The organism is Hyphomicrobium sp. MC8b, assembly GCF_905067615.1.
GTDB lineage: Bacteria > Pseudomonadota > Alphaproteobacteria > Rhizobiales > Hyphomicrobiaceae > Hyphomicrobium_B.
The window spans coordinates 273,003-293,829 of record NZ_LR898465.1; the positions used below are offsets into that span (position 1 = coordinate 273,003).

The 20,827-nt window shown below is 59.0% G+C and carries 18 protein-coding genes; 5 read left to right on the forward strand and 13 right to left on the reverse strand.

Going from position 1 to position 20,827, the window contains the following annotated elements; all coding sequences use genetic code 11:
• Positions 1-4: 4 nt before the first annotated feature.
• The 3 genes from ACLB1Z_RS01415 to ACLB1Z_RS01425 form a co-directional block, all read right to left on the reverse strand.
• Positions 5-319, reverse strand: a complete 315-nt coding sequence (locus ACLB1Z_RS01415) for a hypothetical protein (RefSeq protein ID WP_409561707.1) — start codon at positions 317-319, stop codon at positions 5-7.
• 85 nt (positions 320-404) lie between these two features.
• Positions 405-1,622: an efflux RND transporter periplasmic adaptor subunit gene (locus ACLB1Z_RS01420; RefSeq protein ID WP_409561708.1), complete on the reverse strand. Its 1,218-nt coding sequence runs from the start codon at positions 1,620-1,622 to the stop codon at positions 405-407.
• Entirely contained in the window at positions 1,612-4,803 is a 3,192-nt protein-coding gene (locus tag ACLB1Z_RS01425) for an efflux RND transporter permease subunit (RefSeq protein ID WP_409561709.1), read from the reverse strand. The genes ACLB1Z_RS01420 and ACLB1Z_RS01425 overlap by 11 nt, the downstream gene beginning before the upstream one ends.
• Positions 4,804-5,093: 290 nt before the next feature.
• Here ACLB1Z_RS01425 and ACLB1Z_RS01430 point away from each other — a divergent pair, with 290 nt between their 5' ends.
• Positions 5,094-6,017, forward strand: a complete 924-nt coding sequence (locus tag ACLB1Z_RS01430) for a LysR family transcriptional regulator (protein WP_409561710.1) — start codon at positions 5,094-5,096, stop codon at positions 6,015-6,017.
• A 3-nt stretch (positions 6,018-6,020) separates the two neighbouring features.
• Here the strand turns inward: ACLB1Z_RS01430 and ACLB1Z_RS01435 are convergent, their stop codons facing one another.
• From ACLB1Z_RS01435 to ACLB1Z_RS01460, 6 genes are all read right to left on the reverse strand, one after another.
• Positions 6,021-8,357 carry an ABC transporter substrate-binding protein gene (locus ACLB1Z_RS01435; RefSeq protein WP_409561711.1) on the reverse strand — a complete coding sequence of 779 codons (2,337 nt, stop codon included), beginning with the start codon at positions 8,355-8,357 and terminating at the stop codon, positions 6,021-6,023.
• A gap of 139 nt (positions 8,358-8,496) precedes the next feature.
• Positions 8,497-9,330, reverse strand: a complete 834-nt coding sequence (locus ACLB1Z_RS01440; RefSeq protein WP_409561712.1) for a putative DNA-binding domain-containing protein — start codon at positions 9,328-9,330, stop codon at positions 8,497-8,499.
• Between the two features lie 20 nt (positions 9,331-9,350).
• Positions 9,351-10,229 (reverse strand): DUF692 domain-containing protein, encoded by an 879-nt coding sequence (locus ACLB1Z_RS01445; protein WP_409561713.1) that lies wholly within the window; start codon positions 10,227-10,229, stop codon positions 9,351-9,353.
• A gap of 18 nt (positions 10,230-10,247) precedes the next feature.
• Positions 10,248-10,967, reverse strand: coding sequence for a cytochrome c biogenesis CcdA family protein (locus ACLB1Z_RS01450; RefSeq protein WP_409561714.1), 720 nt, complete (start codon positions 10,965-10,967; stop codon positions 10,248-10,250).
• A gap of 11 nt (positions 10,968-10,978) precedes the next feature.
• Positions 10,979-11,374, reverse strand: a complete 396-nt coding sequence (locus tag ACLB1Z_RS01455) for a thioredoxin family protein (protein WP_409561715.1) — start codon at positions 11,372-11,374, stop codon at positions 10,979-10,981.
• 96 nt (positions 11,375-11,470) lie between these two features.
• Positions 11,471-11,728 carry a hypothetical protein gene (locus ACLB1Z_RS01460; protein ID WP_409561716.1) on the reverse strand — a complete coding sequence of 86 codons (258 nt, stop codon included), beginning with the start codon at positions 11,726-11,728 and terminating at the stop codon, positions 11,471-11,473.
• 270 nt (positions 11,729-11,998) lie between these two features.
• Between ACLB1Z_RS01460 and ACLB1Z_RS01465 the strand changes: the two genes are divergently transcribed.
• Together ACLB1Z_RS01465 and ACLB1Z_RS01470 are read left to right on the forward strand one after the other, a co-directional pair.
• Positions 11,999-12,487 (forward strand): DoxX family protein, encoded by a 489-nt coding sequence (locus ACLB1Z_RS01465; RefSeq protein WP_409561717.1) that lies wholly within the window; start codon positions 11,999-12,001, stop codon positions 12,485-12,487.
• A gap of 161 nt (positions 12,488-12,648) precedes the next feature.
• Positions 12,649-13,476, forward strand: a complete 828-nt coding sequence (locus ACLB1Z_RS01470) for an SDR family NAD(P)-dependent oxidoreductase (protein ID WP_409561718.1) — start codon at positions 12,649-12,651, stop codon at positions 13,474-13,476.
• 238 nt (positions 13,477-13,714) lie between these two features.
• Here ACLB1Z_RS01470 and ACLB1Z_RS01475 read toward each other — a convergent pair whose 3' ends face one another.
• Positions 13,715-14,620 (reverse strand): alpha/beta hydrolase, encoded by a 906-nt coding sequence (locus ACLB1Z_RS01475; RefSeq protein ID WP_409561719.1) that lies wholly within the window; start codon positions 14,618-14,620, stop codon positions 13,715-13,717.
• 283 nt (positions 14,621-14,903) lie between these two features.
• Between ACLB1Z_RS01475 and ACLB1Z_RS01480 the strand changes: the two genes are divergently transcribed.
• Complete coding sequence (locus tag ACLB1Z_RS01480; RefSeq protein WP_409561720.1) at positions 14,904-16,019, forward strand: beta-ketoacyl-ACP synthase III; 1,116 nt, start codon at positions 14,904-14,906, stop codon at positions 16,017-16,019.
• A gap of 15 nt (positions 16,020-16,034) precedes the next feature.
• On the opposite strand, the gene ACLB1Z_RS01485 is transcribed toward ACLB1Z_RS01480, so the two are convergent.
• Positions 16,035-16,763, reverse strand: coding sequence for a DUF1345 domain-containing protein (locus ACLB1Z_RS01485; RefSeq protein WP_409561721.1), 729 nt, complete (start codon positions 16,761-16,763; stop codon positions 16,035-16,037).
• Between the two features lie 235 nt (positions 16,764-16,998).
• Here ACLB1Z_RS01485 and ACLB1Z_RS01490 point away from each other — a divergent pair, with 235 nt between their 5' ends.
• The gene (locus tag ACLB1Z_RS01490) at positions 16,999-17,427 is read left to right on the forward strand and encodes a response regulator (RefSeq protein WP_409561722.1); all 429 of its coding nucleotides are present in this window, start codon (positions 16,999-17,001) and stop codon (positions 17,425-17,427) included.
• A 33-nt stretch (positions 17,428-17,460) separates the two neighbouring features.
• Here ACLB1Z_RS01490 and ACLB1Z_RS01495 read toward each other — a convergent pair whose 3' ends face one another.
• Complete coding sequence (locus ACLB1Z_RS01495; RefSeq protein WP_409561723.1) at positions 17,461-18,144, reverse strand: response regulator; 684 nt, start codon at positions 18,142-18,144, stop codon at positions 17,461-17,463.
• Between the two features lie 13 nt (positions 18,145-18,157).
• Positions 18,158-20,518: an ATP-binding protein gene (locus ACLB1Z_RS01500; RefSeq protein WP_409561724.1), complete on the reverse strand. Its 2,361-nt coding sequence runs from the start codon at positions 20,516-20,518 to the stop codon at positions 18,158-18,160.
• Between the last annotated feature and the right edge of the window lie 309 nt (positions 20,519-20,827).

Sequence of the window (20,827 nt, forward strand, 5' to 3'; positions counted from 1 at the left end):
GGGGCTATTGCAGCCCCGGTGCCGTTGGATTGTGGGGCGGTGTCGTCGCTTCCGGTCCGCTGCCTTTTTCACCCGTGCTGCTGCCCGAGCCTGAATTAGCTGGCAAGCTGATCTCCGGCGGGGGCTGTTTGTTGATCGGCACGTCGGGAGAGGTGGGCGATACGACGGCGTTATTTTCGCTGCCGGGGCCGACTTTGCCGGGCTCGATCGTTTTTGCGGCGTTCGGTGCGCTATTGCTGGCTGCATCTGCGAAGGCCGGCAGCGAACTTCCGAGCGCGGCCACCGCGATCGCGGCGGCCATGAGAAGTTTCGTGCTCATGGATATATTTTCCTTCCGCTGTTCCATGGGCGTCAAACGCATGGCGCAACGAAGGTGTTCCCAAGGATCGTCGGAGCTTTAAGCGTCAGCCTTTTTTGTTCGATGGTGCGGAGGTGTTCGACGTCGAGGGCGCGTTCGCCGGATTGGGCTTTTCCTTGACGTTGACTTTATCGCCGTCGTCGATGCCGTCCGGCGGACTTTCGATCACACGGTCTTCGGGCGCGAGGCCGGACGCAATCTCGACGGTGGCGCCGCGGTCGCGACCGATGGTGATGGACTTCAGGTTCACCTTGTCGTCGGTTCCGACTGTTGCGACGCGCAGACCCTCCTTGTCGAAGATAATGGCGCTTGATGGAACGACCAGGACGTTGTGCTTGCTGCCGACCTTCAGGCGGACGTTTGCGTAGGCGCCCGGCATCAATTCTCCCGCCGCGTTATCGACGATGAGCTGCATGCGGGTCGTGCCGGAAGCCGCATCGACGGCGCCGGACGAGGCTTCGACCTTGGCCTCGTACGTTTTGCCGGGGCGCTCGGGCACGCTCAGGCTGCCGACGGTCCCGGTTGGGATCATCGGGACGTAAGCTTGGGGTACGTTGACGTAGAGGCGCAGCTTGTGCACATCGGCGACGACGAACATCTCTGAGCCCGTGGCGCTGCCGGTGTTGATGAGGTTGCCGACATCGGTGTTGCGCACCGTCACGATACCGTCAAACGGAGCGACGATGCGCTTATATTCCGTTAGCGCCTTGAGCCGATCGACGTTTGCCTGCTCCGACTTCACGAGCGCGTTCTTGGCGTCGAGGTCGGCCTTCTTTTCGTCCGCCGCCTGATGCGTGACGTAGTTGCTCGGCAGAAGCGCCTGGTATCGCCCATTCGTGACTTTAGCCAGCGCGGCGTTGGCTTTGGCGTTGACCAGATCGGATTCAGCCTGCGACAGCTGTTGATCGAGATCGGGAGCATCGATCGTCGCAAGGACGTCGCCAGTCTTCACGCGCGTGCCGATATCGGCGTTGCGGCTGGCGACGTAGCCGTTGACGCGTGCGAAGAGGGCAGCCTGGTAATAGGCGTCGAGACGGCCCGGAAGATCGAGGACGCCAACACTCTGCTCGACCGCGGGCGTGGCGGCAGCGACCGTCGGTACGGCGCGTTCGGCGGCTTTGGTTGTCAGCTGCGCGACGCTTTGTTCGCGACTCTCAATTCCCGTGAAGGCGAGAAACGCCGCTCCCCCAATGAAGATGACCGCCGCCAAGGGCATCTTCCAGCGTGAGCGCTGGCGCGGCTCCGCGGGCGTTTCAGGCAGCATGGAATTCTCCAGGGATGGCGCCTTGCGGCGATGACGCGTTTGACGTCCGGCGTTTGTGCATCAGGCTAAATATGATCGGTACGATGAAGAGGGTCGCGGCCGTCGCGAAGATCAGGCCGCCGATGACGGCGCGGCCGAGCGGCGCATTCTGTTCGCCGCCTTCGCCCAGTCCGAGCGCCATCGGCGCCATGCCGATGACCATCGCGAGCGCGGTCATCAAGACGGGACGGATACGGACGAAGCCGGATTCGAGGGCGGCGAGGATCGGATCGCCATGGTCGGCCAACCGTTCTCGGGCAAAGCTCACGACAAGCACGGCGTTCGCGGTCGCGACGCCCATACACATGATCGCGCCGGTGAGGGCAGGCACCGACAGAGTCGTTCCAGTGAGGAACAACATCCAGATGATGCCGACCAGAGCAGCGGGAAGCGCCATAATGATCACCAACGGGTCGCCCCACGATTGGAAGTTGACCACGATCAACAGGTATATAAGCACGATGGCGCCCAGTAGGCCGAACAACATTCCGGCATAGGCGCTATTCATCGTCTTAACCTGGCCCAGCATGACCGCGCTTGCGCCCTTGGGCAGCTCGCTCTTGGTGGCGTCGAGAACTTTCTGGATGTCGCTCGCGACGGCTCCCAGGTCACGGCCCTCCGTTGTCGTTAAAATCTGAACCATGGGCTGGATGTCGTACTGCGATACGACCGCATTCATGACAGAGCGTTTGAAATTTGCCACGGCGCCCAGGATCTGGGGCGCGGCGTTGTCATTTGATGAGGTGATCGGCAGATTTTGCAGCGACGTCAGCGTATCAAGCTTGTACTGCGGGGTCTGAATGACGATCGGATACTGGACGCCATTTTTCGGGTTGAGCCAGTAGGCGGGATTTTCCTGTCCCGTTCCGGCAAGGCTCGCGCCGAGGCTCTCAGTCACGTCGCGCTCGGTCACACCGACATATTGCGCGCGGGAGCGATCGACGTCGATGTCGAAGCCCGGATTGCGGCGCGACTGCTGAATTCGGGCGTCGGCGACGCCTGGGATCATCTTAATTTGCCTTAAGATTTTCTGCGCATAGTCAAACGCGCCGTCGAGATCCTTGCCTCGGATCTGAAGATCGATCGGCGTGGGCGCACCGAAGTTCAGAATTTGGCTAACGATGTCAGCCGGCAGGAACGAGAACGTGGCGCCGGGAAACTCTTTCGGCAGCTGGCTGCGGAGCTGTTTCACGTATTCGGCCGTCGGCTCGTGGCCCTCCTTCAGCGCGATCTGGATGTCACCGTCCTGAGCGCCGATCATGCCGGTGTTGTTATAGGTCGTATTGATGCCGCTGATGGGCATGCCGATGTTGTCGACCATCACCTCGATCTGATCTTGGGGGATGATGTCGCGAATGGCGTCCTGGATTTTTGCGAATTCATGGGCGCTTTCCTCGACACGCGTTCCGATCGGGAGGCGCACATGCATCAGGATCTGGCCGGCATCGACCGCCGGGAAGAAGTTCCTGCCCAAATACGGGGCCAGCAAGAATGACGACCCAATGAAGCCGAACGAAACGATCAGAACGATCACGCGATGTGCGAGCGCGCCCTCCAAAAGGCCGTGATAGGCCCCGCGGAATTTCTCGAAGCCATGTTCGAAGCCGCGCTGAATGAGGACGAATGGATTGCGCGTCGGCCGTTCGTGCGCGTTGTGGTCATGCGGTTTCAGCAGGTACTTGGCCATCGTCGGGACGAGGGTCCGCGATAGAATGAACGATGAGACCATCGCGAACATGACCGCTTCGGCCATCGGTACGAATAAGAATCGCGCGATGCCTTCGAGGAAGAACATCGGAACGAAGACGATACAGATACAAAGCATCGACACGAAAGCGGGTGTAGCGATCTGATCGGCGCCGTCGAGAATGGCCGTTTCGACGTCTTTTCCCTGTTCCAGATGATAGTTGATGTTTTCGATCGTCACGGTCGCTTCGTCGACCAGAATGCCGACGGCGAGTGCGAGGCCGCCGAGCGTCATGATGTTCAACGTTTCGCCAAGCGCGGACAGCATGGCGATGGACGAAAGGACAGCGAGCGGAATGGACGTCGCGATGATGATCGTGGATCGGATACTGCCGAGAAACAGCAGGATCATGATGCTCGTCAAAACGGCGGCAAGAACGCCTTCGTGGATAACGTTTGTGACGGCGCCGCGCACGAACACCGATTGATCACCAAGGTAGGAAAAGGTCAGAGCATCGGGCAGGCCCGGCTTGATTTCATTCACCTTGTCCTTGATGCCCTGGATAATATCGAGCGTGGAAATCGCGCCGTTCTTCAAAACGGTCAGCAACACTGAGCGATTGCCGTCGACGTGCACGATATTTTGTTGCGGCGGGTTGCCGTCGCGGATGTGGGCGACATCACGGATGTAGACCATCGCGCCGTTGACGGTTTTGATCGGTAGGTCGCCCAAATCTTTAAGTGCGGACGGCGCGTTATTGAGCTGCATCACGTATTCGGTTGCGCCGATTTTCTGAGTGCCGGCCGGATTGATCAGGTTTTGCGCGGCCAGAGCAGCTTGCACGTCTTGCGCCGATAGGCCCTTCGCATGCAGTAGCGCGTTATCGAGGTCGATTTGAATCTGGCGCGTCTTGCCGCCGTAGGGAAACGGGATGGCGGCGCCCGGCACCGTCACCAGACGGATGCGGACCTGGTTCATGCCGAGATCGAAAAGGCGCTGCTCGGTCAGGCCGTCGCCGCCAAGCGCAAGCTGCACGATCGGCACTGTCGAAGCGCTGTAGTTCAGGATGAGCGGCGGGTTGGTGCCCGGCGGCATCTGGCGCAGCATCGTCTGCGAGATCGCCGTCACCTGCGCATTCGCGACGCTGATATCGACCGATGGGTGGAAGAAGATTTTGACGACGCCGATGCCGTTATAGGAATTCGCCTCGATGTGATCGATGTCGTTGACGGTCGTCGTGAGCGCGCGCTGGAAGGGCGTCACCATGCGTCCGGACAATTGATCCGGCGGCAGACCCGTATACTGCCACACCGTGGCAATGACCGGGATGCGAATATCCGGAAAGATGTCGATCGGCGTGCGGAGCGCGGCCAGCCCGCCCGTCAGAAGAATGAGCAGTGCAAGCACCACGAACGTGTACGGCAACCGCAACGCGATTCGTACGAGTGCAGCCATAGTTCCGAATTCTCCACATCGCTGGCTCTGACCGGTAGAGCCCAGCTGTCGCCCCGGCCTTTAACTGTCGGACCGGACGGCTTCCGTCTGTAAGATCGCAAAATCTGCTCGCGACGAAACCGCACGTCGCGCGGTTGGATCGCTTTCTTCGGGACGCCACTCCACTCCCCCACGGCGACGCCCGATCAAACGCCGAGTTTAAGATTTGGGGGATTGCCAGCCATCTGTCCAATAGTATGTTGGGATGCTATTATTTCTTGATAGCGATTAATCGTGGATGGTGCTGAACCATGGACCTCAGACAGCTCGAACATTTCGTAGCAGCCGCGGACGAACAGCATTTTACGCGCGCTGCACGTAAAGTGAACATTGTTCAATCTGGTTTGTCTGCGTCGATCCGCGCGCTGGAACAGGAGATGGGGGCGCCGTTGTTCGTGCGGACCACCCGCAAGGTTGAGCTGACCGTCGCGGGCCGCGTGCTTTACGCGAAGGCGCAGGAGATCATTGCCGGGATCAAGGAGGCGCGGCGGGCCGTTGCCGCGATCAATGGCCTGGAGCGGGGAACGCTCAGCGTCGGGACGTGCGGCAGTCTTCATGCCTTCTTCGATCTGCCGCAGCTCCTCGGCGAATTTCATGCCCTGCATCCGAGCGTCGAAATCAAGCTTTGCCACGGCACGGCGACCAAGCTGATGGAGTCGGTCAAGGACGGCAGCGTCGATATCGGATTTTTTCCGCTCTACGAGAAGAGTCGCGAGATCGTCACCATCCCGATTGCGTCGGATCATCTGGTTGTTGTTCACCCGATGGGGCACCCGATCGCGGGGCGTGAGAACGTGCCGCTCGAAAGTCTGGCGGAGGAAACATTCGTCGATTTTCAGCCGGACAAGGGGACGCGCAAGATCGTCGATCGGGCGTTTGCGAGCACCAACGTTTCACGCAGGTCGGTGCTTGAAGTCGGCGATATCCAGGTGCTGCTCGATCTTGTCGCGTATGGTTTTGGGATCGCCTTGGTTCCCAAGACGTTTGCTTGTGCGCGCATCGCGGCGGCGAAGTCGCCGAAGCTTGGCGTCGCGACTTTGAAAAAGCCCCATATAGCCTGGGATCTCGTCGCGGCATGCAGCGGGCGGGCAGGGGCTGCGCAGACGCGCAACCCGGCCGTCGCCGCTTTTACAAAGCTCGTCGAAAAAATTCGCTCAGACGCCATCGCGGCCTGAGCATCAGGCGATGCTCGCCTGATACACATAGTAGGCCATGGCTGCCGTCATCACCGGGATAAGGGCAATGTGCAGGAATGCTAAGCCTTTCTTGAGCCAGCCGATTGGTTCGATGCGTCTGTTCACCCGCGCGATGGTGATGGCGATGATGACGCTTAACACGAGGTACGTGAATAGGAACAAACGGTCGGAGAGGGTTTCGATATTGGCGTCAAGTTTCGGCAACGCCAGATAAAGCGCGACGGCCGAAAGAAGTGCTGTCACCTGGATTGTCACGATCGCCTCGAAGTGGTGCGTCGAAATGAAGATCGACAGATAGGCGATGAACAGAATGAAGCCCAGCGGAACGACGACGCGGAGAACATAGTCGGTCGTTTGCCGTTTCATCAGCCAGACGAAGCTCGCCTTGTAGAAAGGCACGACGCTCGGTTCCAACGTCTGCGCGTCGACGGTGCGGACAAAGTCCTCGTCATAGCCGACATAGTTATCTTTCGGGTCCCAGCCGTCGACGGTAACCGACTTGTCACGCAGGCTCGCCGGTGGCGGCTGGACGATGAACGCCGCGTTGCCGTGCTTAGGCTGAATATCGATTGAAAAGCGCTGGGTGTCGAACGGGTAGTTGCGCAAGTTTGGCGAGTAGAGGAACTTGCCCGTCACCTGATAAATTTTCATGTGGTCCGGGTAGGCGTCGCTTTTGCCGCCGTCATGAATGGGCTGAATCGTGATCTCACGATTGTTCGAGCCCGGATCGAGATAGGCGTTCGAAAATTCGATCTGGTCGATCGAAGCGCCGTTGCGGTCATTCATCGAAATATAGAAATCGGCGAGGAACGTCTGATTGTTGTCGTCGATCTGGTCCGCGTGAATAAGGTCGATGTCGGCGTACAGCGTGTCGATCCGCTTCATCGTGTTGTTCCGCAGACGCAGAAATTGGAACGGGGCCAGTTGGGCATGCCCAAGACCGCGCGGCAACATGACGATGAGAGGCGCGCGCGCTGCAGCCCGCGATGCCGGCCTAAACGACCAGTTGCCAAACCTGCCTTTGAAAACGCCCTTACCGGCAGCATACGTCGTGCCGAGTTCATTGACGATAAATTCGCGGAGATCGGAGACGTTGGCCGCCGCAGGCGCTGAGCGCCCAGCCTCGGCGATGAGCCGGATCATGTCGGCGTAGCGCATCGCTGTTTGCAGGGCGCGTATGTTGTCATCTTCAAGCGGATTGGGCGGGAGGTCGTCGTCGCGAACTTTGCAGGTGCCGTCCTTCCAACCGGGCGCAGCGTCGTTCTTTGCGGCTTCGAAGACCCAATACTCCGGATGGATCGACGTCAACAGCAGGTCGCGGAGGCGTTCACTGTAGACGTCGGGAAATCCATCGAACGCCATCAAATAGATGTCGTTAGGATAGCTGCCGTTGCCTTTGGCTGTCAGCATGTCGGCGCGTCCGGTGACGAAGAGGGGCGGCGTGTAACCGGCGGCCTTGAGTTGGCTGAAAACATCTTTCAGGCGTTTGCCGCCGACCGAAAGGAAAACCAGCTCCGGGCCTTTTGCCTTCAGCTCTTCGACGGTTGCGGCGATATCGGCTGGGTTGAGCTTGTCATCGGTGAGCTTGAGGCGGCGATCCGAAACGACAGCATCATCGCCAAGAAATTTCTTCACCGAATCCCCGAGATTGGCACTGAAGACGTTCCCGTCGAGACCGACGAACGCGACCTTCGTGTATTTCATCTCCTTAATGAAGGCAGTGATGATCGGCATCCGCTCTTCGTCTTCCGACGGACGGGTCGTGAAGACGGAGGGGTAATTGGCGATAAGGCTTGTGACCGAGATGTCCGACAAAAACGGAATGCCGCTGGCGCTCAGAGCCTTTCCGTCGGCGTCGAGCGCTGCCTTGGCGCGCGTTGCGTTCGTCATGCCAACCATGCCGACGGTTTGAGGATCAGAGATGGCTTCGGCGAGATTTGCGGTGGCGCGCTGCGTGTCGCCTTTGTCGTCGTAAAGGGAGACGATGAGCTTTCGTCCGGCGATGCCGCCGGTACGGTTGATATAGTTCTGCGCGAGCGTTGCTATGCGTTTGATCGCGGTGACGATGCCGCTGCTGTAGCAATCGTCAGTGTTCGATGAAAAGAAAATCGGTACGGCAACCGGCGGTCGCTGGGCGGCGTCGGCGTCATCGATGGCCTGCACTGCTGCCGGCGCGGTGCTGGGACCGACGCACAGAACAAGCAATAGCGCGATGATGCCAGCCAGGCGCTGCAGTGGCCGCTGCCCCAATGCGCGCACGTAAAGTCCCAACCCCGCAAATGTCACGTCGCCCACCCCGATTTTATAAGATCGGAACATCCGGATATCTTCCGGAGGTCCGCCTTCCCGCATTTCAAACGTTTCGTGCCCGTGAGACCTTTATAAGTCCGGGCCAGAGAACGAAAGAATTTGGTTTGGATTAGGCGGCTTCAGGGTTGTTTGCCGTATTCCGGTGAAATTAATCTTCGCGCGGAGATTTCGCGAGGAGCCCGGATAGGATCCAGCCCTGAAGATGCTGGGCGGCCCGCAAGGGCGCGGTGTCAGGGTCGTCGTAGACGGCGACGAGTTCGCACAAGCTGCCGAACGGAACGCTATTCATCGCTTCCGTCCACATCATGGCTTCTTCGTCGGGCATGCGGCGGACTTTGGGCGTCGTCTCGTGACGCCAGACGATGACGCTTTCTGGCCGCATGCGAAGCTCAACCGGAGGTGGTGTCTCGTCATTTTTCAGCGCTATCCACAGAGAATGCGCATTGCTGAACAAGGCGAGGCGACAGGCGGAAGGGTGGGCGCTGAAGACGAGGTCCGACCACTGTTCGGGCGGGACTGCGGCGAGATCCGATAGCGCGAGAGGCTCAGTGTCGAGAGCATCGAACGCATCGTTCAGCGCACGTTCGAGAGCCGCGAGTTCTCCGAGCTGGGGAGCATCAGGGTGCGCTTCCGAAAGAAACTCTGGCAGGCGATGAGAAAACCAGCGCGCATTCTGGTTTTGTGAGGGGCAGGCCGCCACGTAGGCCTTTCCGACCTCGATGAAGGCCTCATCGCCCAGATAGGCGTGCAATAGCGGATGATCGTTGCGGAGCACTTCAATAAGACGTGCAGCGTAAGCGTGGCGATAGACGCCGAACAGGACATTGCGGTTCGTGCGCGAATTATCCAGGAGTTCGTTCAGCACCGTGTCGTCGCCGTGCATGACCGCGCGCTGGAATGCGGCCTGCATTTCGCTGAGCGTCGGCGCAGGTGCGTGCTCAACAGGTTCGGTTTGTTTCTCTGGAGCGATGGTTGGCGGCATGAGGATGTCGATCGCTCCCGCTATGCAGAGAATACGTCTTCGGCAAGAAGGCGCGCCTTGCCGAGTTCTTCCAGCATTACGTCGAGTGGGGGAATGTCGTCATCGCGTTCGATGATCGTCGAGACGGGGCCGAAACGCTCGAGTGCCGCCTTATAGAGTGTCCAAACCTCGTCGCACACGAGCGCATCGTGGGTGTCGATAATGTGGGTCATGTTGTGCTCATGACCCGCCAGATGAAACTGCACGACGCGATCGGCGGGAATTCCGGCCATGAACTCATACGGATCGTATTCGTGATTAAAAGCGCTGACGTAGACGTTGTTGACGTCGAAGACGAGCCAGCAGCCTGTCCGTTTCGTCATTTCGGCGATGAATTCCCATTCAGGCATCTCGGAGTTTCGAAACTGGACGTAGGACGAGACGTTCTCAAGCGCCAGCGGCCGTTTGAGATAGTCCTGCACGTGCTGAATGCGTGCGACGACGTGGTCGAGGGCTTCGCGCGTATACGGAAACGGTAGCAGGTCATGCAGGTTCACGCCGTGTACGCCCGTCCAGCATAGATGATCGGAGACGAATACCGGCTCGGTACGATCGGCGAGGGCTTTGAGCTGCTTCAGGTAGTTGGGGTCGAACGGCGCAGTGGATGCGATCGACAGCGAAACGCCGTGCATGACGATCGGATAGCGAGCGCGGATTTGATCGAGAATTTTTAGCGGTTGGCCGCCCGGCACCATGTAGTTTTCCGAAATTACCTCGAACCAGTCGAGGTCGGGGTCGCCGTTCAGGATGTCGGCATAGTGCTGGGACCGCAGCCCAAGACCGTAGCCGAGGTATCGTGGCTTTCCCTCGGGCGCGGGCCTTAGATCGGCAGCGGCCTTCGCTTTCGTTGCACCGAGCATGACAAAAATCCTTTTGTCCTAGAACCTGGTGGTCAGCGCCGTCAGCCAGGCCGGGGACGCAGCGACGATCTGGGCTTCGAGTGTCTTATCAAAGCCCGTCAGAATGGCGAGGCCGGTAAGAATGAGGACGCCGCCCAGAACATATTTCCCGCCTGAGCCTGCTGAGGCCAGCGTGTCCCGCCAGCGATTGAGGATCTCACGCGACAACGCGCCCAAGACGAGCAGCGGGACGACGGCGCCAAAGCCGAATGCGAGCATCGTGATGGTGACCTGGCCAAGGTCCTTGCCCTGAGCCGCGAGCAGCGAGGCGGCGCCGAGCGTCGGGCCGACGCATGGGCTCCAGACGGCGCCGAGAACGAGGCCCACGCCGAACTGGCCAAGAATGCCGGAACCGGCGTAGCCGCCAAGTGTTTGATCCGCCCAGTTCGAGATCGGTCCAGCGGCAACGGCGAACCGTTGCTGCAGGACGGGGATCACCAGAACGGCGCCGATCACGATCAAAAGCGAAGCGGCAATGAAACGGAAGAAGGTGCCGTCCAGGCCGACCGCGAATCCGACCGTCGCAACGAAAAGGCTGATCGCGACAAAGGAGATCGCAACGCCTGCAGCCAATGCGAACGGCCCATGGCGATGGGCCGAGGCCGCTGTCGCCATCACGATCGGGACGAGGGGCAGAACGCACGGCGACAGGACGGATAGAATTCCGGCGACGAAGGCCAAGGCGAAGGATACCAGCATTGGAACGGTCCTCAGAGAGCCTTGCGCATCAAGCCGTCAATCGCGCTTTCACTGGTGGCGCCGACGGAGCGGCCCGTTTCCTTGTTACCCTTGAAAACGATCAGCGTGCTTTGAACCTGGGCGCCGAACTTTCGCAAAACGTCCTTGCGGGTGTCGAAATCGACATCGAAAATTGTGAGGTTCTCGTATTGCGGCTCGGCGGACAGCTTTTGGATGATGGGCTTTTGCGCCTGACATGTCGGGCACCATGTCGCCGAGATATCGATGAGGATCGGCTTGCCCTGTGCCTGTGCGGCGGCGAAATCTTTTTCATCGAACGTCTTGCGCTCGGCTGCTGCCGCGCCGGCTGCGGTCAGCGTCATCATAGCCAGCGCCAAGGCAGCCTGCGCAATATATCTGAGCGACATCTATCGGCCTCGTTCTCATAGTCATGTGGTTTGGAGGATCGTCTCGGCGGGATAAAAAACGCCGCGCTGGAGGCGGCGTTTTTTACCTTCGCGTGCTTACTTCGCCGGTTCGAAATGGCCGGTCGTGCAGCCTTCCTTGGTCGTCTCGGTGAAGCCCTGACCCTTGCAGGCGTTCTGGCCTTTGCAAGCGTTCGTTGCGCTCTTGCAGGCGCTCTGACCCTTGCAGGCGTTGGCGCCGACGCAGTGGCCCATCGCTTCATCGGCGTACGCAACCGTCGAGACAACGGCATTCGCGAGCATGAGAGATGCTGCTGCGGCTGCGAGCGCCGAACCAGACTTTGCACTGATCTTCATGGTGTTTTCCCTTTGGAAGGTATTGTGTTTCCACGCTGTCGTTCGTGCCGGGCCGAAACCTGGTCACGAGGGTGGTTACGGCTGCCCTGCTAGGGATGTTTCCGGATTTGGAAAAAAAATTGAGGCCCCCGTCCTTGCGCATGACAATGGGTGGACTAGCGACGCGCCAAATTATTCCGGATTGGCTGTAACCAGCAAGCGAGGTGGCTCGTAAGTGCCTTTCAGTTGCGCGGGAAATCCCGCCTCGTCCTCCAACTGAAGGCAAAACCGATGAAATTTCTCACGCACTGGTTGATAGACGTTCCCGAGAAGCTCTCTCGGGTCTTCTTATGGTTGCCGCCGCTCTTTGCGCGCATCGTGGTGGGATGGGTCTTCATGTGGAGCGGCTGGGAGAAGCTGCATGCGCTGCCGCAAATAACGGCAAATTTTGCGTCATGGGGAATTCCGTTTCCGGAGATCATGACGCCATTCGTTTCGGGCGTGGAATTTTTCGGCGGCCTCTTTCTTCTGCTCGGGCTCTTTACGCGGATCGCTGCCGTGCCGCTCGTGGTTGTCATGATCGTCGCGATCATCAGCGCCAAATTGGATCAGGTCGATTCCTTCGAAACGCTCGCCGGGTTTGAAGAGATGTCATACATGGCTCTGTTCGGCTGGCTTGCCGTTGCGGGGCCGGGACCGATCTCTCTCGACTATCTCTTGCAGAGGCTGCAACCGAAGGACGATCGCAACGTGCTGTCGCCGTCGGTGCGAACAACCTGAAGGCGTCCTGCGGCTCGCGGTCTTGCGAGGCGCCGGTCCATTCCGTAGTTTCGCTGGCGTCGGGAGAGCCGTCAGCGGAGCGTATCCAGACTATGCACAACACGTCGCCGCCCTGGTACACGCGGCTGTTGCCGTGGCGTCATTCGCGCAGACGGGCGGAGATGCTCAAATCACGAGAAGAGGTGGCGGGCCTTGAGCCCGCTGTCGTTGTTACGGGGGGATCGCGCGGCATCGGTCTTGCTCTCGCGCAGCGGTTTCTCGAGGCCGGACACAGAACGGCGATTGTGGCGCGGAATGCAGTTGGTCTGGAGGAAGCCTCAGCCGCGCTTAAAGCCTCGACGGGTGCAGATGTCGTGGTGATCTTATGCGACGTCAGCGAAGCCAGCGCGTTGAACGTGATTTCGGCCACGCTCGCTCGTTCCGGTCTCTATCTCGATGTTTTGGTGAACAATGCAGGCTTAGGCCTCGCGGGGCCATTCGTCGATCAGTCGGAAGCAGAACTATCGAAGCTCGTCGCTCTCAATGTTGAGACCGTGACGCGACTGACGCGCTCGGCGCTTCCCGACATGCTCGCGCGGGGGCAAGGAGGCGTGCTGAATATCGCTTCGCTCGGGGCGAGCATTCCAGGTCCCAACCAAGCTGCTTATTATGCCAGCAAAGCCTATGTCGTTTCGCTGACGGAAGCGATCGCGAGTGAAATCGCCGGGCAGGGCGTGCGTATGAGCGCGCTGCTGCCGGGGCCGGTGAATACGGCGTTTCATGAAGAGATGGGTGCCGAGAGATCGCTTTATCGATATGTCCTGCCACCGATGTCACCTGAAGGCGTGGCGCGCAGTGCGTATCGCGGTTTCATGTGGGGTAACCGCGTCATCGTGCCGGGAATTCCCAATCTGTTTTTCTACGTGGCGTTGAGGCTTCTGCCTCACATGCTCACCGTGCCGATGATGTATTGGCTGTTGCGCCGTCCCGATACCTTAAACGGGCGTTAAGATCGGAGCGCGTTTTTACGATAATTGTCGATGTTTGCATTATGGCAACCATTTCCGTCTACGGTGATAAGGGCTCCGGAATGAGGTTTCGCGTATTCGGAGTTTCCCACGCGGCTACGCTGAGCGGATGGCACGGGCTCCTTCGAGTTCGATATGTCCGGTGCGTGGCCGCGATGTATTTGTCGTGATGTCAGCGCAGCGATAGTTTCGCGTTTTGCTGGCGTCTTGCGTCATTTTACTATGCGGCTTTGGTGGGCAGAGGAACTGAGTTGCTTTCACCTGCGACGGCTGCTTGATCGGCAATGATGCGTGCGATGAAGGCGCGTGTCTTTTCCACCACGATATGACGCTGCCGGTCGAGCGTGACCATGTGGTAGCTATCGTCGAGGACGAGAAGTTCGGGGGCGCCATGCAGAGCCGCCTGAAGGTACGTCGCATTTTTGAGATCGGCGTAGTCGTCTTCGCGGGAATGCACGATCAACGCAGGCTGACAAATTTTTCCAATTCGTTTTTTCACAGCCGATACGAGGCGGCGGTGTTCGTAGAGCGCGGCTCCCGGCGTTCCAATGGTGCCGAGGGCTGAGCCGTCGGACGCTGCAAGAGCTGCGCGGACGAAATCGCGAACGCGGGGGCATTTGATGCCGAGAGACTCTGCGTCGGGAAATTGCATCATGCTGGCGATGCGGCGGCTGCGCACGAGCGAGAACAATCGGCTGTACCAGGGCATTGCCCAGCCGTTCACCCGAAACGTCGGCGAGAAAAGCGCGACGCCTTGCACTTTTTCCGGATGGTCTGCCGCCAGATGTAGCGCAATGATGCTGCCAAGGCAGAGCCCGCTAACGATGACAGTCTCGCATTCCCGGCGCAGCTCTTCGAGGGCGGATTCGGCGCTGCGAAGCCAATCGCGCCACGTCGTTGCGACGATATCGGCGCGCGTGCCGCCGTGTCCGGCGAGTGTCGGGCAGTGTACGGTGTAGCCGGCGCGGGCAAGACCAAGGGCGACGAAGCGCATTTCAGCGGGGGTACCACAGAGGCCGTGAATCAGCAGTACGCCCGTGCGGCCGCCTGCGATCCGAAACGTGGTTTTTGTCGGGGTTGTTTCGTGGAGTGGCGTCGTCGTAAGTGGTGAGATGGCTGCGGACATGGCGTCGTCTCCCGTTGGACTGGAGACGAGCTTTAGGTTCGCTGATGCCAGGCGGCTGTTCCGTCTGCAACAGGCGCATGGGTGCTAAGCCTTGATTTTGTTCGCTGAGTTCCCTGCGGAACATTCGGGCCGAGGGGAGTTCGTGGCCGAGATTGGCGAGCGCATCAAGCTGCGCTATGGGAAGCGCTCGCAAGCTGACGCTCGGTTGCCAGCACCGAGCGCGCCATAACTTATAAGAGGCGTGCGGATCAACGCGCGTCCTGGAGTGCCATTGGAAACGAACGTGAGCCAACCAGTCATCGCTGCGACGGGCCTTTATGTGCCGCCGGACAGCATTTCGAACAATGAACTCGTGGCCGCCTTCAATGATTATGTCGCAGCTTTCAACGCGGACCATGCGGCCGACATCGCGGCTGGCAAGCTCACGCCGCTGCTTCCGTCGTCGGCTGATTTTATCGAGAAAGCCTCTGGCATTAAATCGAGACACGTCGTCGACAAGATTGGTATTCTCGATCCTAAGGTAATGCGCCCGGCGATTCCTGAGCGCTCGAATGACGAGCTTTCCGTGCTTGCCGAGATGGCCGTCCTGGCCGCCCGGGATGCGTTGGCTCGCTGGGGCGGCGATGTCCGCGATATCGGGGCGGTCATTTGTGCGGCTTCGAATATGCAGAGGCCATATCCGGCCATCGCGATCGAAGTGCAGAGTGCGCTTGGCGTGTCGGGCTTTGCCTTCGACATGAATGTCGCGTGCTCGTCGGCGACGTTCGGCATCAAGACGGCAGCTGACTTTATATCCAGCGGTTCGGCAAAGGCTGTGCTCGTCGTCAATCCGGAAATCTGCTCGGGGCATCTCAATTTTTGCGATCGGGACAGCCATTTCATCTTCGGCGACGTGGCGACGGCCATCGTTGTCACCGACGAAACGCTGGCGGATGGCGGCTGGTCTGTTCTCGGGACACGTCTCAAGACGCAGTTTTCGAATAATATCCGAAACAATTTCGGCTTTCTCAATCGCTGTGCGCCGGAAGGCATCGGCGGCGCCGACAAATTGTTCGTGCAGGAAGGCCGCAAAGTTTTTCGTGAAGTCGTGCCGATGGTGATCGATATGATCATCGCGCATGCTGCGGATCTGGACGTCGATCCGAAAGGACTGAAGCGGCTATGGCTGCATCAGGCCAACATCAATATGAACGATATGATCGGCCGGAAAGTTCTGGATCGCGTGCCCACACCGCAAGAGAACGTCATCATTCTGGATGAGTTTGCGAATACCAGCTCGGCTGGCTCCATCATCGCCTTCCATAAAGCGAACGGTGACTTCGCGGTGGGCGAGACGGGGTTGATCTGCTCGTTCGGCGCCGGTTATTCCGCAGGGACCGTGTTCGTTCGCAAGCGGTAAGTGCGGCGCTTTCGATCAAGCCAGACTCGCGGCGAGATTGATTGTCAGGGCGAGAACCATCGTATTGAAAAAGAACGAGACGATGGCGTGCAGCGTCGTCAGGCGGCGCATGGACTTGCTGTTGATGACGACATCCGACGTCTGCGATGCGGCGCCGAATGAGGTCGCGAAATAGAAGAAGTCCCAATAGTCAGGTCTTGTGTCCCCCGGAAACGTCAGGGAGTTCTCGGCGTCTGACTTATCGATGAAGTGGTCCGGCGCATAATACTCATGCGCATAATGCATCGTGAAGGAGACCTGCGTCACGAGCCATGAGATGACGATGGTCGCCGCGGCGAGGGCTGCAAAGAACAGCTTACCTTCGTTGGATGCTGCTTTGGCCTCGACGAGCAATCCGAATATCGCTGCGAAGCTTGAGAACATGGCCATCAGCACAATGACAAGGATAACGACGCCGCTGTCGTCCTGACGCGCGGCCCGTGTGCGGATTTTGTCAGAGTGACACCCCTGCATGACATAGAAAGCCATGGCGAGATAGGCGCTGCCGCCAGTACACCAGGCGAGCGCTTCGCGCACCGAGCCACGGAAAGACGGCGGCAGTAGAAACAGCGCTGTAACTGTTACGAGGGCGCCGATTACGACGCGCGGTCGTAAAACGATCGAGCGGCCGATCGAACGTGGATTGTACCAGCGAGTGCGACGTGTCGGCTTTGGCAGTGGGCCGGCTTTTAATGTGTTAGCCATGTCTCGCGCTCACGCTCATATGTCGTTCAGGTCTTACTCTGGAGGCGCGATTTAAACATGTTTTGCGACGGCCACCATGGAGCTGACTGGGAACTACCAACGTTTTCTACGCATTGAAAATTTCCCTCCTGCTCGGCTATGTCGAGCGGCCTATAGCCTCACGCTGAATGGCGACGCCTTGGCAAAGAGCCTCACATTACACTGTAGGATAGGCAAAAAACGAGGAGGCTCTTCGATGACCACCCCCATGCGGGAGATGGCAGTCGATTGTGCTTCGCTGACATCTGATGTTTGCGCGCGGCCGTTGGTCGTCGTCATAGAAGACGATTACCGGTCGTCCATGGCACTGACGATGCTGATCGACGATTGGGGGTATTCTTGCGTAGCTGCACGATCTTCGCGCGAGGCTGTGCGGACACTCGGCCATCGGCTGGGCAAAGTGGCGGCAATCATCACGGATATCGAGATAGACGGACAGATGCGCGGCATTCGTGACGCGCAGGCGATCGCAGCTACGATTGGCCATGCCGTTCCGACGATCATCACGACCGGGCATGCCGATTACGCCGCCGTCGCCTCGCCCTTTCCGGTCATCCGGAAGCCATTCGATCCTGATATTCTGCATCGGTGGCTGATGCATCGCGTCGGCTCTGCAATGAGTTGAGCGTGGGCGATGCTGATGTGTTTCGCGGCGCGGTTAGCTGCGCGTCGCGAGTTCGGTGCGATTGCGGGCACCGTAATGCGAGAAGAGAGCCGCGAGATGGATCTTCACCGTACCTTCGGCAATGTCCAACTCGCGTGCGATCTCTTTGTTCGAAAGGCCCCGGCGGACGCAGTCCAGCACATCGCGTTGGCGCGGTGAGATGGATTTGTAGGTGGCTCCACCGCCGGGGTCCCCCACCTTTCCGGTTCCGGCCGATTCAGAGCGCATCTGCTGTTTTGCGGACGAAATCGCGGCTGCTGCGGCGCCCGATGTCATGAAGCGCGGCACGAACACGCGACCGTCCAGGATATCCTGCAGTGCACCGACGATTTCGTCATCGGCGAGCGACTTTGGCACGTAGCCGTTCAAGCCCATAGCGACGGCTTTGACGACGTCGTTGCGTTCTTCCGATCCCGAGACGATGGCGACGCGAATGCCGGGATAGGTCTCTTTGACGACGCTCAAGCCCTCAGGGCCGGAAATTCCCGGCATCGCGAGATCGAAAAGAGCAAGCTCGACGTTCGGTGTTTCCGCCAGGCGATCCAAAGCGGCATCGAAGGTTGCTGCTTCGATAACCGAGCGAAAGCCCATGCGATCGCGAAGCAGGAAGCCGAAACCCGAACGGTAGAGTCCGTGATCGTCGGCGACCAAAACCGTATCATGCTGATTGTTTGTCATGAGTTTCTCTGGATTAACCGACATTCATTTCCGCTCCGAACTCAGAATCAAAGCCGTTCTTTGAATTCGTTTGAGCTTTCAAGATAGCGCCGAGGGTCGCTGCGATAAGCTCAGGATCGGCTGGTTTCGTTAGCCACGGAAGCCCAGCTTTGGCAAGGATCGCCAGCGTCGCAGAATCGGTGCCTCCCGATAACAGGATGCTTGGAATCTCTTCGCCCGTTTTTTTTGCCATTCGTCTGATGAATTCAAGTCCGGTTTCAGCGCCGCGCAAATCGAAGTCAAGCACGGCAGCGTCAATGACGAGGCCGTTGTCGAGCGCGGCCTCGGCGTCGGTGTTGCGTTGGTAGCCGAAAGCAACGTTGCCGCGGTCTTCCAAGTCTTTCGTCAGTGCAGCGACTATCAGGGGATCGTCGTCCAATATCAAAATCCGCATGCCGCTGATGCTGGGCTCGAGCGCTGTGAGGGCCGGCGGGCGCTGCACATGTTCGACGGCGTTTTTTGGTAAAACAATGGAGAAACGCGAGCCGTATCCGGGTCTTGAAGTGACGGCGATTCGCATATCGAGCAGCTCAGCGTAGCGGCGCGCGATGGACAGTCCCAGGCCAAGGCCGTCGTTTGCGCCGTAAGCGCGATGGGCCGCACGCGAGAATTCTTCGAAGATCTGTTCTCGGCGATCATCCGACAGGCCGGGGCCGGTATCGTAGACATCGATGACGCGCTGTCCGTCTCGGCAGCGGGCAGCCAGAATGACGCCGCCGTGTTTGGTAAATTTCAGCGCATTCGAGACGAGATTGCGGATAATCGTTTCGAGCAGGGCAGCGTCGGTCTCGATTACCCAATCGCGACCACGGCTCAGGAATTTCAAGCCGTTTTGCTCAGCTTCGACGCGCGATCCGACGGAGATGCGTTCGATGAGCTCGCTCATGGAAACTGGCGTTTTCGTAGGCTCGATGAGTTTCGCGTCAAGGCGGGATACGTTCAGCAGCGCATCGAACATGCCTTTTAGCCCGCGCAGGCCTTCTTCCATTTGCGCCACGAGTGTCGTCGCCTCGTTGCCGCTGACACGGCGAGAAAGGGCGCGTGCGAACAATGTCAGGGCGTGGAGGGGCTGGCGCAAGTCATGGCTGGCAGCGGCGAGGAAGCGCGATTTGGCTTCGGTCGCGCTTTCGGCGGCGGCCTTCGCTCGTTCAAGACCTATGTTCTGCTCAGCGAGCCGCTGTGTGCGTTCTCGTACCTGACTTTCCAGCGATTGGTTGGCGGCCGCGAGAGATGATCTCTGGGCGTCCAATTCCTTCACGAGGGATCGCAGCGATTGCGAGAGGACACGGGCTTCCTGATAGCCTGAGACCTGCGGGAATTCGAGTTTCTGGCCGCGTCTCAGGCGTTCGGCAACGTCGGCCAACTGCAGCAATGGTTGCGATAGTTTGCTGGCCAGGACCCAGGCGAGCGCCGCTGCAAGAAGCGCAAAGATCGTTCCGGAGATGGCAATCGTGCGCTGGAGGCTGCGGACGGGGGCAAAGGCCTGCCGCTGGTTCTCGCGTACCAGGACGATCCAGTTCAAACCCGTATACGAGCGATAGCCGTCGCTTTTCGAAAAACCGGTGACGTAAGCACGGTTGTCCGGCCAGCGCTCGACGGCAAAGCCGGCATGACCTGGACGAGCGGCGCGAATGCTCGGCAAATCGAGTGTTTTTCCGTTGATGTCGTCGGGCCCGAACAGAACTTGGCGCTCTTCGTTCAGAACGATCACATCTGCGGGGATCGCATCTTTCATGCTGCCAAGAAGCGTGTCGCGGACTTCCTCGGCCCAGTCTGCGCTTAACGTTGCGCCGAGCACGCCGATAATTTTCTTGTCGTCTGAAACCGGAACTGCAAGGTCGATAAAATCGGATGCACCGCGTCCTTCGTGGGGAATGCGCTGTGTGGTGGCGGCGTTGGGCAGTTTGACGTCGCCGACGTAGGCATCTTTTAGTCCGCGCCTGAACCAAAGCTGGTTCTTGACGTTATGACCCTCGTATTCGCCGCCCGTCGCGCTCAGAATTTTACCGTTGGGATCGGCAAATCCGATCCAGGAATAATCAGAATAGGCGCTTTGAAATCTTTCGAGAGACGTGCGCAGCGAATCCGGTGAGTCGGTTTTTTGCAGGATACGGCCGAGCGCCGCCATGTTGTCGAGAGATTGCAAACGCTCGAACATCGCACGGTCGAGCTTGTCCTGCATTTCGTCGGCGAGCAGCGCCAGAGATTGGCCGATTTCCTGCTCCAGGCGGCTCACTGCGTCGTGGCCGATGACATAGGACACGGCAATCGTCAGCAAAAGCGAAACGACCGAAATCGCGGCTGCAATCAATACTTTCAACGATACACGGCGCATCGGATCTCGCTCGTTCCGCGACAGCGGAAAGTACCCTCAAACTTAATCCAGAAGGATATCAAGGCCGGATTTCTTAAAGTCTGGACAGGGACGTGTTACCGCACAGCGGACGGCATAGGTTTTACGCAATAGAATAGGCTATTCGGCCTATTTCGTTGCATTGACTTAGTTCGGCGGGCTGAGTGGCCTCGCCAATTCAAGAGGCGCACACATACATTTGCCAAGCGGATCGGTGGCTCTATCGGCATGGTCTCTCACGTTAGGCAGGTCCGCTTTGTCAAGAGGCGTGCGCCGTCCCTCACCCCACCC